This is a genomic window from Staphylococcus sp. SUC_1.2 (assembly GCF_026222585.1).
The window spans coordinates 1-16,543 of the sequence record NZ_JANJPM010000041.1 but is presented as its reverse complement, the minus strand read 5'-3'; the positions used below and the strand labels follow the sequence as shown (position 1 = coordinate 16,543).

General features: G+C 31.3%; 20 protein-coding genes. 8 read left to right on the top strand and 12 right to left on the bottom strand.

The features are described from left to right. Positions 1–58: 58 nt before the first annotated feature. From NR218_RS11420 to NR218_RS11410, 3 genes are read right to left on the bottom strand one after another with little or no spacing between them, the layout of a single operon-like run. The gene (locus tag NR218_RS11420; protein ID WP_011275382.1) at positions 59–592 is read right to left on the bottom strand and encodes an acyl-CoA thioesterase; all 534 of its coding nucleotides are present in this window, start codon (positions 590–592) and stop codon (positions 59–61) included. 32 nt (positions 593–624) lie between these two features. Beyond that, positions 625–1,872 (bottom strand): aminopeptidase, encoded by a 1,248-nt coding sequence (locus tag NR218_RS11415; RefSeq protein WP_011275381.1) that lies wholly within the window; start codon positions 1,870–1,872, stop codon positions 625–627. A 13-nt stretch (positions 1,873–1,885) separates the two neighbouring features. Then, the gene (locus NR218_RS11410; RefSeq protein ID WP_011275380.1) at positions 1,886–2,095 is read right to left on the bottom strand and encodes a DUF1128 domain-containing protein; all 210 of its coding nucleotides are present in this window, start codon (positions 2,093–2,095) and stop codon (positions 1,886–1,888) included. A 141-nt stretch (positions 2,096–2,236) separates the two neighbouring features. Here NR218_RS11410 and NR218_RS11405 point away from each other — a divergent pair, with 141 nt between their 5' ends. The 3 genes from NR218_RS11405 to NR218_RS11395 all read left to right on the top strand — a co-directional run bounded on the left by NR218_RS11405 (position 2,237) and on the right by NR218_RS11395 (position 4,399). Beyond that, positions 2,237–2,701, top strand: a complete 465-nt coding sequence (locus NR218_RS11405) for a low molecular weight protein-tyrosine-phosphatase (RefSeq protein WP_011275379.1) — start codon at positions 2,237–2,239, stop codon at positions 2,699–2,701. Between the two features lie 5 nt (positions 2,702–2,706). Next, positions 2,707–2,991: a YtxH domain-containing protein gene (locus NR218_RS11400; RefSeq protein ID WP_011275378.1), complete on the top strand. Its 285-nt coding sequence runs from the start codon at positions 2,707–2,709 to the stop codon at positions 2,989–2,991. Positions 2,992–3,187: 196 nt separating this feature from the next. Further along, a complete protein-coding gene (locus NR218_RS11395) occupies positions 3,188–4,399 on the top strand; it encodes a YihY/virulence factor BrkB family protein (protein WP_011275377.1) in 1,212 nt (403 codons plus the stop codon). A 63-nt stretch (positions 4,400–4,462) separates the two neighbouring features. Here NR218_RS11395 and vraR read toward each other — a convergent pair whose 3' ends face one another. The 4 genes from vraR to NR218_RS11375 are packed head-to-tail and all read right to left on the bottom strand — an operon-like array spanning position 4,463 to position 7,237. Next, positions 4,463–5,092: a two-component system response regulator VraR gene (gene vraR / locus NR218_RS11390; protein WP_011275376.1), complete on the bottom strand. Its 630-nt coding sequence runs from the start codon at positions 5,090–5,092 to the stop codon at positions 4,463–4,465. After that, on the bottom strand, positions 5,082–6,128 hold the full coding sequence (locus NR218_RS11385; protein ID WP_011275375.1) for a sensor histidine kinase: 1,047 nt from the start codon (positions 6,126–6,128) through the stop codon (positions 5,082–5,084). The genes vraR and NR218_RS11385 overlap by 11 nt, the downstream gene beginning before the upstream one ends. Further along, positions 6,125–6,826, bottom strand: a complete 702-nt coding sequence (gene liaF, locus NR218_RS11380; RefSeq protein ID WP_011275374.1) for a cell wall-active antibiotics response protein LiaF — start codon at positions 6,824–6,826, stop codon at positions 6,125–6,127. Before liaF ends, NR218_RS11385 begins: the two co-directional genes overlap by 4 nt. Before the next feature lie 24 nt (positions 6,827–6,850). Continuing rightward, positions 6,851–7,237, bottom strand: coding sequence for a hypothetical protein (locus NR218_RS11375; RefSeq protein WP_011275373.1), 387 nt, complete (start codon positions 7,235–7,237; stop codon positions 6,851–6,853). Between the two features lie 212 nt (positions 7,238–7,449). Between NR218_RS11375 and NR218_RS11370 the strand changes: the two genes are divergently transcribed. Both NR218_RS11370 and NR218_RS11365 read left to right on the top strand, forming a co-directional pair. Further along, entirely contained in the window at positions 7,450–8,454 is a 1,005-nt protein-coding gene (locus NR218_RS11370; RefSeq protein ID WP_053026352.1) for a HoxN/HupN/NixA family nickel/cobalt transporter, read from the top strand. 71 nt (positions 8,455–8,525) lie between these two features. Then, a complete protein-coding gene (locus tag NR218_RS11365) occupies positions 8,526–9,383 on the top strand; it encodes an SDR family oxidoreductase (protein WP_011275370.1) in 858 nt (285 codons plus the stop codon). Positions 9,384–9,507: 124 nt separating this feature from the next. Here the strand turns inward: NR218_RS11365 and map are convergent, their stop codons facing one another. Continuing rightward, positions 9,508–10,260 (bottom strand): type I methionyl aminopeptidase, encoded by a 753-nt coding sequence (map, locus tag NR218_RS11360; protein WP_265848549.1) that lies wholly within the window; start codon positions 10,258–10,260, stop codon positions 9,508–9,510. 151 nt (positions 10,261–10,411) lie between these two features. On the opposite strand from map, the gene NR218_RS11355 reads away from it, so the two are divergent. After that, entirely contained in the window at positions 10,412–11,401 is a 990-nt protein-coding gene (locus NR218_RS11355; protein ID WP_011275368.1) for an FUSC family protein, read from the top strand. Positions 11,402–11,464: 63 nt separating this feature from the next. On the opposite strand, the gene NR218_RS11350 is transcribed toward NR218_RS11355, so the two are convergent. Both NR218_RS11350 and NR218_RS11345 read right to left on the bottom strand, forming a co-directional pair. Further along, the gene (locus tag NR218_RS11350) at positions 11,465–12,184 is read right to left on the bottom strand and encodes a type 1 glutamine amidotransferase (RefSeq protein WP_011275367.1); all 720 of its coding nucleotides are present in this window, start codon (positions 12,182–12,184) and stop codon (positions 11,465–11,467) included. Positions 12,185–12,186: 2 nt separating this feature from the next. Continuing rightward, positions 12,187–13,497: a Mur ligase family protein gene (locus NR218_RS11345; RefSeq protein WP_011275366.1), complete on the bottom strand. Its 1,311-nt coding sequence runs from the start codon at positions 13,495–13,497 to the stop codon at positions 12,187–12,189. A 195-nt stretch (positions 13,498–13,692) separates the two neighbouring features. Between NR218_RS11345 and ftnA the strand changes: the two genes are divergently transcribed. Continuing rightward, positions 13,693–14,193 (top strand): H-type ferritin FtnA, encoded by a 501-nt coding sequence (gene ftnA / locus NR218_RS11340; RefSeq protein WP_011275365.1) that lies wholly within the window; start codon positions 13,693–13,695, stop codon positions 14,191–14,193. Between the two features lie 243 nt (positions 14,194–14,436). Continuing rightward, complete coding sequence (locus tag NR218_RS11335) at positions 14,437–14,988, top strand: 3'-5' exonuclease (protein ID WP_033079978.1); 552 nt, start codon at positions 14,437–14,439, stop codon at positions 14,986–14,988. Between the two features lie 57 nt (positions 14,989–15,045). Here the strand turns inward: NR218_RS11335 and dinB are convergent, their stop codons facing one another. Beyond that, complete coding sequence (gene dinB / locus NR218_RS11330; RefSeq protein ID WP_011275363.1) at positions 15,046–16,122, bottom strand: DNA polymerase IV; 1,077 nt, start codon at positions 16,120–16,122, stop codon at positions 15,046–15,048. A gap of 105 nt (positions 16,123–16,227) precedes the next feature. Beyond that, positions 16,228–16,543, bottom strand: a 316-nt coding sequence (locus NR218_RS11325) for a DUF3267 domain-containing protein (protein WP_265848548.1), incomplete at its 5' end; no start/stop codon positions are given.

Here is a 16,543-nt window from a genome sequence, read left to right as displayed (position 1 = left end):
TAGTTCTGTTTTATGAGAATTATAATATACTAGTTACAACGTTTAACTTGTCCGTGATTTATAATTCTTCAATATGTTGTGCATTTGATAAAAATTCAATCGTATTTTTACTTTCTTCTCTTCTATCTTTTCTACGTTGTACACGCTTAGGCGCACTTTCATAGAACCATTTTTCAACTTTTGATTCCGGATAGACATCTGGTACTTGGACTGGCTTACCATTATCATCTAATGCAACAAAAGTTAAGAAACTTAAGGCTGCTAAATGTCTTTCTTTATTTAATACATCCTCAATAATTATTTGAACACAAACTTCCATTGAACTTGTACCTGCATAACTAACCATCGCTTCATAAGAAGTAATATCACCTGTTTTAATTGGTCTTAAAAAATCTACAGAATCAGTTGATGCTGTAACTACTTGGGCATTAGCATGTTTCATTGCAGTAATGGCTGCAATTTCATCTATGTTAGCCATCAATGAACCACCAAACATTGTGTGGTGATGATTGGTGTCTTGAGGAAATACTTGTTTAGCTTTATAACTTTTTGATTCAGACATTGATTTACGAATACCTTGAGAATTTGACATGCGTTATACCCCTTTTATTTTAATTTCTATTTTTATTGAGCCCAATTGCCGTTTTTAAACACTAATTCTTTAGTGTCATCCTGTTTAATTCCATAAATCGTTAAATCTGCACTTCCTATCATGAAGTCAACATGGACATTTGAATCATTAAGACCACTGGCAATTTTTTCTTCAGTCGTCATTTCAGTACCACCTTCAACATTAAAGCCATATGCCGAACCAATAGCTAAATGACATGATGCGTTTTCATCAAATAACGTGTTGTAGAAAATAGTATTACGATTTGAAATTGGAGAATCATCAGGTACTAAAGCGACTTCTCCTAGTCGCTTAGAACCCTCATCAGTATTGATCAAATCTCTAAGCATATCTTCGCCTTTGTCTGCTTTGAAATCTACGATTTGTCCATCTTTAAACGTTAATGTAAAGCCATCAATGATTGTACCATTATAACTTAATGGTAATTTATTTGTTACATATCCATTAACGTTGTTACGATCAGGAGCTGTAAAAACTTCTTCAGTTGGTAAATTAGCTATAAAAGCTTGTTGATTACCATTAACATAGCTCGTAGCATCTTCCCAAATATGTCCTTTAGGAAGTCCTACAACTAAGTCTGTTCCTTCGGATTGATAATGTAACGCTTTATAATTTTTTTCTTGCATCAATTTAGCATGTACACTTAAGTTTTCTATATGTTTTTTCCAATTTTCAATAGGATCGTTCCCATCAATTCTTACGATATCAAACACTTCATCAATAAACTTTTCTAATGCAATTTCTTCATCTAAATCTGGATAAACACGTCTAGCCCAATCTTTAGAAGGAAAAGCAGCAACAACCCATGGAAATCGATTCTTCTGACTTCCTTCCATATATCCTTTGAATGCTTGACTATAACTTATTTGATTGGCTTTGAGTTTTTCAGGGTCTATACCATTTAGCAAGTTTGGATCACCACTAAGTAAAGCTAAATTTGCAGCGCCACGATTAGCATAATCCATTCGTTCATCTACTTCATACGATTTAACTGCCTGATTTTCAAAGTAATCTACTGATTCATACTCAAATTTAAGTCTATTTAATTTAGAATCTGAATAATTTACTTTTACGTCTGAAGCTCCAGCTTTATATGATTCTTCAACAATTAAACGTGTTAAATCGATGGCATCAACTGAAGATCTAATAAAAACAGGTTGTTTAGGTTGTACATTCATACCTATTTTAACTAATAATTCTGCATACTGTTGTAATTTCTCGTTATAACTTAATGAAGTCATATCATCATCCTCCCTAATCTTGACGTAAGTTCCCCAACTCATCAGCAATTGCTGTAACTTCGCTTGGTGAAAAAGAATCTTTAGACATAACAAAATTATGAATTTCTTCTATATCTTGCTGATTAGCATTTTTAAATTTATCTGGATTTAACAAACCTTGATTAACAATATTTAATTTTTTTCTAATATCTGCAATCATTGTTTCATTATTATTTTGACTCACGTTATCACCTCTTTAATACAATATTCTATCAAAGTATGATAATTTAACAAACTTTTATCGGATATAGTATTATTATGTCTTTATAAAATTTTAAAATAACTATAAAATGGTTTATATAGGATTAAATAGGGGGAATAGAATATGGTAGATGTAGCATTTGTATGTCTAGGAAACATATGTCGCTCTCCTATGGCTGAAGCAATCATGCGTCAACGTTTGATAGATAGAAACATTTCAGGCGTTAACGTTTACTCAAAAGGAACAGGTAAATGGAACCTTGGAGAACCTCCCCATGAAGGGACTCAAGATATTCTTAATCGCCATAATATACCTTTTGATGGTATGATTAGTGAGTTATTTGAATCAAGTGATGATTTTGATTATATTATTGCTATGGATCAAAGCAATGTTGATAATATCCAAAACATCAATCCTAATATAAAAGGAAAATTGTTCAAATTGCTCGAATTTAGTAACATGGAAGAGAGTGATGTGCCAGATCCTTATTACACTAATAATTTTGAAGGTGTATATGAAATGGTACAATCATCTTGTGACAATCTAATTGATTTCATCGTCAAAGATGCAAATTTGAAAGAGGGGTAAATAAAATGGAAAACAAATTAATTCCTGGTATTTTAATTGGCGCTATTGTTGGTGGTGCTGCTACTTTAGCTGATAAATCAACACGTAACGCTTTAGTTCAATCTGTAAAAGATGTTAAAGAAGGTAATCGTTCACGCAAACCTTCTAAATTCAATTCTATTAAAGACGAAGTTTTATATTGGAAAGATACAATTGAAGAAATTCGTCGTAATAACCCAGAATTAGAAAAATCAATTAAAGATGCTAAAGATACTTTCGTTGAACGTAAGAATAACCGCATTGGTCAATAATTGATTGTTTATTTTAGCTAAATCTTTTTTTATAACTTTAGTTAAAATAGAAACTAACTGAAAGTGAAAAGTAAAATATTTTTGTTTTTCACTCATAGTAAGGCGGGACAATGAAATCTTTATTATATAACAGGTTTCTGTCCCGCTTATTTTACTATTTAAATTAATGTATGTGGTTAAAGCAAAGGAGATTGTTATGTCAAAAGAAAATAAATCAAACTCGAAGTATCTTAACTCTATTAAAGACGAGCAAGAGAAGAACCAAGATAAAATAAATGTTGATCGTACATATGTAGAGCCTCAAGAATTTCAATCTAAAGAACCAAAAAAAGACAATCAAGTCTTTTTCGTTTCACGGTTAAACAAACCAGCTAAGTATACCAAAAAATCTAATTTTCTTTCTTATTTAATTTATCGAATAGGCAAAGATGACGCTTCAGGTTTAGCAGCACAAATGACTTACCATTTTGTATTAGCTATGTTCCCAATGTTAATTTTCCTATTAACATTGTTACCATTATTTAACTTAGACCAAAGCCAAATCACCGGTTTATTAAGTAATGCACCTGCTGACACATCGAGTCTTATTAAAGGTGTAATTAGCGATGTTACTAAAAATTCTAGTGGCGGTTTACTTTCTATCGGGTTAATCTTAGCAATTTGGTCAGCTTCAAATGGTATGACTGCAATTATGAATTCATTCAATGTAGCTTATGATGTTGAAGATAATAGAAATGGTATTCTTTTAAAGATACTAAGTGTTATTTTCACAATTGTGTTAGGCGTCGTATTTTTAGTTGCGATGGCATTACCTACTATGGGGTCAGTTATTGCTCATTTCTTATTCGGTCCTCTTGGATTGGATAGTCAAGTTAAATGGATCTTTAGTTTAATAAGAGTTGTATTACCATTAATTATTATTTTGATTCTATTTACAATTCTATACTCAGTAGCTCCAAACGTTAAAACTAAACTAAAATCAGTATTACCAGGAGCTATATTTACATCAGTTATCTGGTTACTTGGGTCTTTCGCATTTGGTTTCTACATTTCAAATTTTGGAAACTACTCTAAGACTTATGGCAGTATCGCAGGTATTATTATCTTATTAATTTGGTTATATTTAACAAGTTTTATCATTATTATTGGTGCTGAAATTAATGCAATCATCCACCAAAGACATGTCATTAATGGACAAACTCCTGAAGAAGCAGCGCTCGACCATGATGATAATAACCAAAACCACTATAATGAAGATACTACTTATGAATATAAACATACAGCTACTGGCAAAGATGAAGACTATAAAGTCGATAAAGATCCTGAAGATAAACATGAAGAAGATGCTTCATTAACTGAGAAAATTAAAGATAAATTTACTAATAATGACGATGATAATAAAAAATAAGTGTTTAATGACTAATTAAATTAAAAAAAGGTTGAGGCATCGGTTTATTGCCTCAACCTTTTTTTATTGAATCAAATTATGTTGGAATGCATAAATTACGGCTTGTGTTCTATCTTGTACTTCTAATTTACTCAATATATTACTTACATGAGTTTTAACGGTTTTAATTGTAATATGAGAAGCACTCGCTATTTCTTGATTTGAATAACCTTTTGCAATTAATAATAAAATTTCCATTTCACGCTCAGTCAGCATTTCATATAATTCTGCACGTTTCTTCATTCTGTTACGCATCTTAACTAAAACTTCTGGTTCAAATACGGATTCACCATTAAAAGTTTTGCGTACTGCGTCGGCTATATCACTAGCACTAGTCGTTTTTAAAATATAGCTATCTACACCAGCATCTAATGCTCTATATACCTCTTTATCTTCAATAAAACTAGTTAACATTACAACTTTAATATGTGGCAAATCTTTTTTGATTTGAGTAGTTGCTTCAACGCCATCCATATCATCCATTAATAAATCCATAAGAATTAAATCAGGTTTTAATTCATGAGCTTTTGCAATGGCATCTTTACCAGATTCCCCTTCTCCAACTATCTCAATGTCAGATTGTGTTGATAGATAACTTGATATCCCAATTCGAACCATTTCATGGTCATCAACGAACAAAACTTTAATCGTCATTATTATCATCCTCCCTATTTAATGGTGCTTTAACTTCTATTCTCGTTCCAGAATCCGGTAACGAAACAATATGGAATGTCGCACCAATTTCTAATGCGCGTTCTCTCATATTTTTTAATCCATAACTTTGTTCTAATTTCTCGTCAACATTGAATCCCTTACCATTATCTTGAATTCGAAGTAATAGATAATCTTGTTGGTTAAATAATTCCACTGTGACTTTAGTTCCATTAGAATGTCTTAACGTATTTGATATAGCCTCTTGTGTAATTCTAAATAAATGATCTTCTATACCTTTAGGAACCTTGAAATCTTGAATATCGTGTATGACTTTCATAGGCACTTTCTTTTGCAAATCAATAACTAAATCTTTGATACCTTCACCTAGTGATTTATCTTTTAGTCCTAAAGGTCTCAAATGAAGTAATAATGCGCGCATTTCAAGTTGAGATTCCTGAACCATTTTCTCTAAAACTGGTATTTGTTGATCAAGCGGTGCCTCTAATTTTGTTTCTTTTATAGCAGATAACATCATACTTGCTGCAAAAAGTTGTTGACTTACAGAGTCATGTAACTCGCGAGCTAATCTCTGTCGTTCATTCTCAATGATTTTCTTAACTTTGACATCATTCATATTGTAATTTTCATTAGTTAAGTTTTGCGTTTTCATTCGTAAACGGTGCAACTCTTGATTTAGAGGAACTAATGTTTGATAAAGATCTATGGTTTCGTTATAGAGCTCAATGTTTTGATCATTGATACCTACTGTTTCTCCTTCAATGGCATGCTCAATTTGCGACTTAATCCACTGATTTTGTTGATTAATTTTATATGCGAGAATTGAACCTACTATAATACAAAGTAAAATGATGACTAAATTTAAAAATAGAAAAACAGGTATCCCAAAAATTTGAGTATAAAACATACCTTGGAAATAGATAATATTAACAAATACTTTATCTATAAATAAGAACGCGGTTAACATGCTATAAACTAGTATAAGCATTGAACCGATAGCTCTTAAGTAGTGGTTCATCGGTAAATCACCTCAACATCTCCTATGAATGTTGAAACATAAACATTGACATTATAATTCTCTTCTTTAGGCTTCTCTTCAACTTGGATATGATTATTTTCAACTTTATAAGATTGGCCATTTAAATAAGCATTTCCATATAGAGCAGCCATGTGTAAATTAATATTATAATTCAATGGTACCACTAACTGAATTTTCCCTAAAATATGTCTTACTACTATTGTATTATTCTCTTTAATATTTGCAGCTTTTGTCATATCGATGTGTATATCACCAACACCATGTTGAATTTGTACATCTTCCCATTTATAAACATATACTGGTGTGCGTTGCTCTCCAAACCACTTTTGTTTAATAAATTGAGGTGATGTAACTTCATCTTCTGAAGCAATCACTTTTAAAGGTTTAAACTTAAAAATGAGATATCTAATGATTACGATAACTAGAAAGACAAATAATATTATGATGGTATATTTATTCGACAATAAAGTAAATGCTATAAGCAATGCACCTATCCAAAACGCTAAGAGACCCCTTACTTTATGAAAGTAAAGGTAGCCTACATAAACTAATATACATCCTAAAAGTAATACAAATAGGTAGCCTATTTTCTCAAAAAAGATGTAATAAAAATTGGCAATAATCATTAATGCCGTAAATATGATTAATAACTCTGTCGATATATATTTTCGAGTCAATGTGTCGCCCCCTATTCCTCTCAATTAAGCTACTACACTCATTTGTTCAATTATGTCACATTGCCCTTGTGTTGTGATCTTTTCTTTTGAGCAACGATGAATATCCGCTTCAATTCTTGCACAATAGGCTTCAAATAAATCAAGCTGTCTTTTAAGACCTTCAATTTCATAATTATTAATTTCTTGTGCATGTTTAATATTATACGTATTAGTAATATCAATATATTTATTTTCTAATGTTGCAGTTAAACTGTCAATCAACTTATTCATTTGTGTTTTCTTTTCTTTTAAATATTCAATATAATTTTCAATGCTCTTTAATTTACGATCTAAACTGATTTTGTAATCATTAATGTTTCGTTTAATAACTACTTTAAGAAAGTGTTGTAAATATAAGTCCATATAATTCATAGAACCACCTCGTCCTTGATTAAGCTCAATTATAATTTAAAATAGCTTAAACTCATATAGGCTCTAGGACCATCTTACTCTCATACTTTAGTACGATGTTTATTATTTCTATAGAATTTATATAAATTCATGTAAGTTATACCTCAAATTTTATATTCAACTTAAACAGGTGTATGATTAATTATATTTATTTTTGAAAGAAGGTAACATCAATGATTAACACACATCGTCTTAATTGGCTTCCTTATGTGCTTATTTTGATTTCACTTCACATTCTGGGTTTTGGCCTCCTCTATTTAGCAAATACTAATCATCTACTACTAGGTATGGGACTACTTGCTTATACACTAGGACTACGACACGCTTTTGATGCAGACCATATTGCTGCTATTGATAATACAGTGCGTAAATTAATCCAACAACAACGTAATCCATTAGGTGTAGGTTTCTACTTCTCAATTGGACATTCTACAGTAGTCTTTTTTATGGCTGCCTTTTTAGGCATTTCAATTAAATGGGCTAAAGATGCATTACCCCACTTTCAAGAAATTGGTGAAATTATTGGCACTCTCGTTTCAGGAACATTTTTAATTCTCATAGGTATATTAAATCTAATGATATTAATTTCTTTAATAACTTTATTTTTAAAGTTTCGCAAAGACAAAATTAATGATGAGAAGTTAAATGATTTATTAGATACACGCGGCTTTGTTTCTCGTATGGTCGGACCATACTTTAAATTCATTAGTCATAGTTGGCATGTCTTGCCACTAGGCTTTCTATTCGGTTTAGGATTTGATACTGCTAGTGAAATCTCATTGCTAGCTTTATCTTCAGGTGCGTCACAGAAAGCAATTTCATTCGTAGGTATAATATCTTTACCTATATTGTTCGCTGCCGGTATGAGTTTGCTAGATACATTGGACGGTATACTGATGACTTCTGCTTATAATTGGGCATTCTTCAATCCTATTCGAAAAATTTATTACAATATTACAATTACTGCAATATCTATTATCGCTGCGCTATTAATTGGCACTGTTGAATTACTACAAATACTAGTTGATAAGCTTCAATTGAAAGGTTCTTTCTGGGAATTTATTGAAAACATACAATTTGATAATATAGGTTATATTTTAGTGATTTTATTTATTATTAGTTGGCTCATTTCCACTTTAATTTGGAAATTTGGCAAAGTTGAACAACGATGGTCTTAATAGATTCATTTCTTTAACATTATTTGTAGAATAGTTAATACTTTAGTGACTTTCAAAAAGGAGATTATGATATGAATAAAACTATTGCTCTAGTTACTGGTGCTTCATCAGGACTAGGATTTGAAACATCGCTCATGCTTGCTGAAAAAGGATTTCAAGTATATGCCACGATGCGTAACTTAGAAAATCAAATGAATTTAAAAATTGAAGCGACTAAAAGAAATGTAGACCTAACCATTTTAGAATTGGATGTAACCAAATTAGATAGTATTAAATCTGCTGTTGAATTCATCATACAAGAAGAAGGTCGTATAGATATTTTGATTAACAATGCTGGCGCCGGCTTTAATAAAACTACAGAACAAGCAACAGATGAAGAAATAAATTGGCAACTTAATTTAAATTTAATGGGTGTTATTCGAATGACCAAAGCTGTATTACCAATCATGAGATCACAAAGAGAAGGTCGTGTTATCAATATTTCGTCAGTTGGAGGCCTAGTTGGACAACCTTTCAATGAAATATATTGTGCCGCTAAGTTTGGTGTTGAAGGTTATACAGAATCTTTAGCAAGTTATATTCAACCTGAATTCAATATTAAATTTACTATTATTGAACCCGGTGGCATACAATCTGAATTTATGCCCAACATTATGAACCACCTAACTCAAACTGGTGGCATACAAGAAGATGAATATACGCACTTATACAATTCATATGTTAGTGATATTAAAGAAAATTATGGGCATGATGCTTCTCAAAGTACACATGAAGTTGCGCAAGTCATTTTAAAAACAATTGAAATGAAAGAACCACCTATTAGAACTCGTACGTCTGATTGGTCTGAAACTTTCACAAATATTAAAATCAAACTAGACCCAGATGGCAAACAACAGCAGAAACAAGTCTATAAATTATTAGGTAAATAACTTTATAAAACTAACTAGTATAAACTAAAAAACCAGTAAATGAGCGTTGTCATCTCATTTTACTGGTTTTCATTATATATATTTTAGATATCGAATTTTTAATTAATATTAGTTTAATATGAAATTAATCAATTTTTGTAGTTAATAATGGTCCATCTTTAGTAACGATAACCGTATGTTCAATTTGAGCGACAAAACTCTTATCTCTAGTTTCGAAGGCCCATTCGTTTTTACCTTCTGTTACAAAAGTTGCTTTAGATGAAATAAATGGCTCTACTGCAATTACAACTCCTTCTTTAAGTAAAGTTTTATCTTTAGGGTCATAATAGTTCATAACATGGTTAGGCGCCTCATGTAATGATTGACCTACACCATGCCCAGTTAGATTTTTAATTACAGTTAAATCATTTTGACGTGCTGTTGCATGTACTGCTTTACCGATATTACTTAATTTAGTTCCAGGTTTAACTTTTGCCATTGCATTTTCAAATGCCATAAGTGCAACATCACATACTTTTTGTTTAAGTGGGTCACTTACTTCACCCACAACAAAAGAAATACCTGTATCAGCGTAATAACCATTTTTCAAAGCTGATACATCAATATTAACTAGATCTCCTTCACGAATGATTCGTTTGCCAGGAATGCCATGCGCTACTTCTTCATTAACACTAATACATGTTTGTCCAGGGAAATTCTCATCATGAATAGGTGCTGAAATAGCACCATGTTCTTCAAACAAATCTTTAGCTATATTGTCTAATTCTTTAGTTGTAATACCTGGTTTAGTAGCTTCTTGCATAGTATCTCTAACCTTAGCACAAATGTAACCTATCTCTTTTAAGGCTTGTAATTCTTCTTCTGTTTTTACAATCATAATATCCCGTTCCTTTTTAAATTGTGATTACATCTTATTATACCAAAAAAATTTTGATATACTAAACATACAAAAAATGAAGCGCAAAATAATTTCTGTTCAAAAGATAAAATTTTAATTGTTATTTTCGTACAACGAGAGGATTTATCATATGGATAAATGGTACAAGAAAATTATAGGAGCGAGAACAATCAAAACTGGCTTAGCAACCTTTTTAACATCGCTATTTTGTTTAATGCTTGATCTCACTCCAATCTTCGCTATATTAACTGCTATTGTAACTATCGAACCTACTGCAAAGGCATCATTAAAAAAAGGTTATAGAAGATTGCCCGCAACTGTAATTGGTGCACTATTTGCTGTACTTTTTACTTTTATTTTTGGTGACCCATCGGCTTTAACGTATACGTTCAGTGCACTTTTTACTATCTTAGTTTGTACTAAATTAAACTTACAAGTTGGTACTACTGTTGCGGTGTTAACATCAGTTGCCATGATTCCTGGCATACACGACGCCTATTTATTCAACTTTTTTTCAAGGTTATTAACTGCATTAATCGGTTTGGTTACAGCAGGATTGGTCAATTTTATAGTTCTGCCTCCTAAATATTATCAACAAATTGAAGATAATTTAACGCAATCTGAATATAAAATGTATGAGTTGTTCTCTTCAAGATGTAACGAATTATTATTAGGAAAATTTGATTCTGATCATAGTAATGATCTTTTAAATAAGTTGATGGGTGTTATAAACAAGACTGAAACTTTAACCGGTTATCAAAAAGACGAATTACGTTATCATAAAAACAAAGAAGATGAATGGAAACGATTAAAAAATATTTCGAACCGTTCCTATATCGATAGATTACTGGCTACTCACCTATCAAATATTATATATTTACCTAAGCACATACATTTAGTTTTTACGCCTGAGGAAAAGATAGCTATTATTAAAATTAGTAATAGCGTCAATAATATTATCAAAAGCAATCATTTTGAACCTCACCGCTCATCTGCATCAACACTTAAATCTTCTGTCAAACGCTTAGAAGAATTTGATCAGAATCAAATCAAAAGTCATGTTATTTATGAAATACTTCTAATCTATAAATTATTAGATAGTAGATATAATGACAAATAAAAAATGACGTACTGGAAAATTCTATAGATCCGGTACGTCATTTTTAATTGCTTATTATATTTGTTACTTTTTTGATGATCTTTCTATAATAACTCGTTTAGCTGCTTCTTCTTCAGTGTTATCTAATTGTTTAGGTTCAAAAGGTATACCTTTACGTTCGCAGGCTTTTTCTAATAAATAATCAGTCAGTTCATGATTCTTTGGAAGGATAGGTCCATGTAAATATGTTCCTAATAAATTTTTATAATGAATACCTTCTTGTTTATCATCATCATTATTACCGTAACCAACCGTAACGTGTCCTAACGTACCAAAATTATGATGTGTACGACCACCGTGATTCTCGAAGCCGACTATCGTTCCAAATGTGTCACTCTCGATTACTATATCACCAGTTAATCGTTCAGTTCGTGACTCAGTATAGAAATCTAAGATACCTAAACCTTCAAGTTCAGTTCCATCAGGCGTAATATATTTTGTTCCTAAAAATTGATAACCACCACAAATCGTTAATCCTGGCATACCATCTTCAATAGCATCTTTAAGTGTAGTCTTTATCTTGCTTAATTCCTTAGTAGCAATACTTTGTTCTCTATCACTGCCACCGCCGATAAAGAATATATCACAATTATCAAGCGTCACACCTTCAGTTTGGTTAACTTCTACTACATTTAATTGAATACCACGTTTCTTTGCTCTTTGTTTGAGTGCAATAATATTTCCTATATCACTATATAAATTTAATTTATCTGACATAAAATGATAAACGGTTAATTCATTCATATTTATTGCCCTCCTTTAAATGAACGATTAAGTTGTTCTAACATTGGAGATAAAGATGTGTAGTTAGGAATAGCTACCGTGAAACCTTCATAATTCATTGTCATCGCAGTTGCTTTATAAATATCTTTTTCAAGTATAATTGGAACATTTACTTCGGCTAATTTCAGACGTAATTGTAATTCTTCAGCTCGAGTCCCTGTAACAATAATCGTTTCAATATTTTGTTCGCTTAATTTCTCGAAATCAGCATCATAAATCCAAGAAGTATCACGACCATCAGCTGCATTATCATTTAGACTAATGACATATACTTTTTTACCTACTAACTGTTCTCCTACTGATAAACTAGCATTCATACCTGCAGGATTCTTAGCTAAATTAATCATGGCTTCTTTATAATCAAGTTTGAAATATTGCATACGACCATTATCTGAAGTATATGATTCGAAACCAATTCGAATAGACTCATCATTGAGCCCTAATTCTCTCAACACAGTATAGGCAGCTAATGCATTATAAGCGTTGAAGTCTCCGGCAATTTTCATGTTAAATGTTGTTTCATTTATATTTAATGCTAAGAACGGAGATACTGTGAATGATGAAACTTCATATTTAGGTAATTCACGTTTGAATCCACATGAACAATGGTAATGACCGATTTGATTATAATGAATGTAATCGTATACTAATAATTTGCCACAATTTGGGCAATACTTACTCTCATTCATAGTACTTTGTTCAAACTCATGCGCGTGTGCTTTCATACCATAATAAACGATAGAGTCACTAGCTATTTTAAGTCGACTTACAAAAGGATCATCCGCATTGAGTAACAATTTAATTCCTTTATTACTAATTGACTTAGCTATGTTATTTACCATTATATCTATTTCGCCAAAGCGATCCATTTGATCACGGAAGAAATTAGTAAATATCATCATTGATGGAGTGACTTCTTTTAAAACTCGAGGAATAGATCCTTCATCGATTTCAATAATCGCTACTTTAGTATTTTTAGTGCTTTGCATGATAAAGGCAGATGTGATGCCTGCTGCCATATTAGCACCTTCATTATTATGTATAATATCAATATGATTTGCTTTTAATGTATGTCCTATAAGATTAGATGTCGTCGTTTTACCATTAGTCCCACTAATAAAAACGATGTCATCTACTTGTGCAGCTAATTTTCTTAATATATTTTGATCCACTTTGCGGGCAACTTGTCCAGGTAAATCTGTACCTTTTTTCCCAGCAGCGATACTAGCCTTACGAGCCAATTTCGCTAAGTGCGTTGCAGTCCATTGTCTCATGTGCTTCCTCCTCATATAAATCACTTGAATAATTATAACACGTAAAGGGTATAACAAAAAACATTCTCAATTAAAAATAACAAGTTACATTCTAGATTATAATAATTATTATTTACTAATGAGAATAGATTTGTTATACTCTTAATGAACAAAGTCAAAATCAATTATAAAATTTTTAATAGAGGTGACTTAATTATGCTAAGTAAAGACTTGTTAGAAGCACTTAATGATCAAATGAACCATGAATATTTCGCAGCTCATGCTTATATGGCAATGGCTGCTTATTGCGATGATGCTTCATATGAAGGTTTCGCTAACTTCTATATCCAACAAGCTAAAGAAGAACGTTTCCACGGTAAAAAAATCTATGATTATATCAACGATCGTGGTGAACATGCTGAATTTAAATCAATACCAGCTCCTAAAACTGAATTTAAATCTATCCTTGAAACATTTAAAGATGGATTAGCACAGGAACAAGATGTTACTCGTCGTTTTTACAATTTATCTGAAATAGCTCAAAAAGATAAAGACTATGCTACGATTTCTTTCTTAAACTGGTTCTTAGATGAGCAAGTTGAAGAAGAATCAACATTTGAAACACATATTGATTATTTAAACCGTATTGGCGATGACTGCAATACTTTATATTTATATGAAAAAGAATTAGCAGCTCGTTCATTTGATGAAGAATAACTTTTATCTCAAGGTTTAATTATGATTGAGACAAACGAATTTTAGTGCTTGCTTAGTAAATTGTAAGTAACTAACATGCACAAAAAGGTATGATGCTAGCTATTCTCAATACTCATAAATATAACTGGAGTGGAAATGAATTCATTTCCACTCTATTTTATTTTAAGAATGCAACATTCTGGAAAAATATTTATATTTTTAGCTAAAATAAAAGAATCAATACTTGAAAGGACAGTGTTAGGAATGGGAAATGCCTTTATTGCATTAGACTTCGAAACTGCAAACGGTAAACGTACAAGTATTTGCTCTGTTGGTATGGTCAAAGTAGTTAACAATGAGATTGTGGAATCTTTTTATACTTTAGTTAACCCTTTTGATTATTTCTCTCAGACGAATATTGAGGTTCATGGTATTACACCTGAAGACGTAATCGATGCTCCCAGTTTTGAATATGTATTTCCCTATATGATGCAATTTATTGATAAATTACCTGTTGTTGCTCATAATGCTGCTTTTGATATGAATGTACTTCATCAAAGTTTAAAACAGTTAAATATAGAAACACCCTCCATGATTTATTTCTGTTCATATCAACTTGCTAAACGTACAATTGATGCATATCGTTACGGACTAAAACATTTAATGAAACATTATAAATTAGATTTTCACGGTCATCATGATGCACTCAACGATGCTAAAGCATGTGCAATGATTACGTTTAGATTATTAAAACACTATGACAATTTACAAAGTATGCTCCAAATTTATGGCAAAAATTTAAAAGATAAAGGTTAACCCACATGAATTGCAATTACTGGTTTAGTTTAATTGCTAATGTCATCATGAACCTTTTTATCTTTCTATAAAATCATAAATCGTCATATTCTCATATCTTGACTGTTCTAAATTGCCAACCGTTACACCGATTAACCTTATTGGAACATCAGGGTCCTTCAAATCATTATACAAATCATAAGCTACATTATATATATCAATATCTCTACTTACTGCCTCTCTTAAACTTCTTTGTTTAGAAAATGTTTCATATTGATAAGTTTTTAATTTAACTGTTACCGTACTACCTGATTTTTGTAACTTGGATAAACGTTCTGCTGTCTTGCCAGATAGTTCCCATATTTTTTGTAAAATTTCTTCATCATCATTCACATCAGTTGAAAATGTTCGTTCAGTACCCACAGATTTACGCACTCTCGTTGCTTTTACTTCACTATGATCAATTCCTCGCGCTTTAAGATATAAGCCACGACCTCTTTTTCCGAACCAACGTATTAATTCAAATTCAGTTTTATCATACAAATCTTTACCTGTATAAATATCATGGTTATGCATGACTTTTTTCGACGCTTTACCCACACCTGGAAAGTCACCAATATCTAGATTCATTAAAATATCGTTTACATTATTATAATCGATAACCTTCATGCCATTAGGCTTATTCATACCACTTGCTAATTTTGCTAAAAATTTATTATAAGATACACCTGCAGAAGAAGTTAAACCAGTTTGTTCAAATATATCGCGTCGAATAAACGTTGCGATTTTAGATGCAGACAAGTCAGGTCTAACAAGGTGAGTAATATCTAAATACGCTTCATCCAATGACATTGGTTCTACAATATCTGTATAACTTTTAAATATAGACATAATCACGGCAGAGGCTTCTCTATAAGCGTCAAATCTTGCTCTTACATAATATCCATTAGGACATAATTTATGCGCTTGAGACATTGGCATTGCAGAATGAACCCCATATTTTCTAGCCTCGTAAGAAGCAGTAGAAACCACGCCACGAGTACTTGCCTTACCACCTACAATTACAGGTTTACCTTTTAATGTAGGGTTATCTCGCATTTCTACTTGTGCAAAAAAGTAATCCATATCAATATGAATAATCCTTCTTTCAGCCATCGTCTCACCTCTTTTAAAATAAAATAAGCCTCAATATAATTATAATGTGACTAGCAACAAAACTCATGAAATGTGCACATAAATAATTATATTGAGACTCACTATTTATTCAAATTCGTTATTAGCTTGTATTGGTCGTTGATGATACATAATTAAACCTTCATCTGATGGATGTACATATTCAAATTTATTAGTAAATGTAATACCTACTAAATATAAATCGATTAAGCAATATCCAATATGTATACTTAACATAATAATAATTGAGGAGTATGCGTAAATACTGAATATAAACATTAATAATCCTGTTAATATAAACATTGGAGCTAGCATTATTGTGCAAAATTGCCATTTATTAAAATATTTTTTGGAAATATGTACTAAAAGAAAACCTTTTTTATATTTAAAATGAGGCTGTTCC

Excerpts from the sequence above, each read along its gene's own strand:
- NR218_RS11420 (WP_011275382.1), bottom strand. The coding sequence starts at position 592 with ATGTCAAATTCTCAAGGTATTCGTAAATCAATGTCTGAATCAAAAAGT.
- NR218_RS11415 (WP_011275381.1), bottom strand. The coding sequence starts at position 1,872 with ATGACTTCATTAAGTTATAACGAGAAATTACAACAGTATGCAGAATTA.
- NR218_RS11405 (WP_011275379.1), top strand. The coding sequence starts at position 2,237 with ATGGTAGATGTAGCATTTGTATGTCTAGGAAACATATGTCGCTCTCCT.
- NR218_RS11400 (WP_011275378.1), top strand. The coding sequence starts at position 2,707 with ATGGAAAACAAATTAATTCCTGGTATTTTAATTGGCGCTATTGTTGGT.
- NR218_RS11395 (WP_011275377.1), top strand. The coding sequence starts at position 3,188 with ATGTCAAAAGAAAATAAATCAAACTCGAAGTATCTTAACTCTATTAAA.
- vraR (WP_011275376.1), bottom strand. The coding sequence starts at position 5,092 with ATGACGATTAAAGTTTTGTTCGTTGATGACCATGAAATGGTTCGAATT.
- NR218_RS11385 (WP_011275375.1), bottom strand. The coding sequence starts at position 6,128 with ATGAACCACTACTTAAGAGCTATCGGTTCAATGCTTATACTAGTTTAT.
- NR218_RS11375 (WP_011275373.1), bottom strand. The coding sequence starts at position 7,237 with ATGAATTATATGGACTTATATTTACAACACTTTCTTAAAGTAGTTATT.
- NR218_RS11370 (WP_053026352.1), top strand. The coding sequence starts at position 7,450 with ATGATTAACACACATCGTCTTAATTGGCTTCCTTATGTGCTTATTTTG.
- NR218_RS11365 (WP_011275370.1), top strand. The coding sequence starts at position 8,526 with ATGAATAAAACTATTGCTCTAGTTACTGGTGCTTCATCAGGACTAGGA.
- map (WP_265848549.1), bottom strand. The coding sequence starts at position 10,260 with ATGATTGTAAAAACAGAAGAAGAATTACAAGCCTTAAAAGAGATAGGT.
- NR218_RS11355 (WP_011275368.1), top strand. The coding sequence starts at position 10,412 with ATGGATAAATGGTACAAGAAAATTATAGGAGCGAGAACAATCAAAACT.
- NR218_RS11350 (WP_011275367.1), bottom strand. The coding sequence starts at position 12,184 with ATGAATGAATTAACCGTTTATCATTTTATGTCAGATAAATTAAATTTA.
- NR218_RS11345 (WP_011275366.1), bottom strand. The coding sequence starts at position 13,497 with ATGAGACAATGGACTGCAACGCACTTAGCGAAATTGGCTCGTAAGGCT.
- ftnA (WP_011275365.1), top strand. The coding sequence starts at position 13,693 with ATGCTAAGTAAAGACTTGTTAGAAGCACTTAATGATCAAATGAACCAT.
- NR218_RS11335 (WP_033079978.1), top strand. The coding sequence starts at position 14,437 with ATGGGAAATGCCTTTATTGCATTAGACTTCGAAACTGCAAACGGTAAA.
- dinB (WP_011275363.1), bottom strand. The coding sequence starts at position 16,122 with ATGGCTGAAAGAAGGATTATTCATATTGATATGGATTACTTTTTTGCA.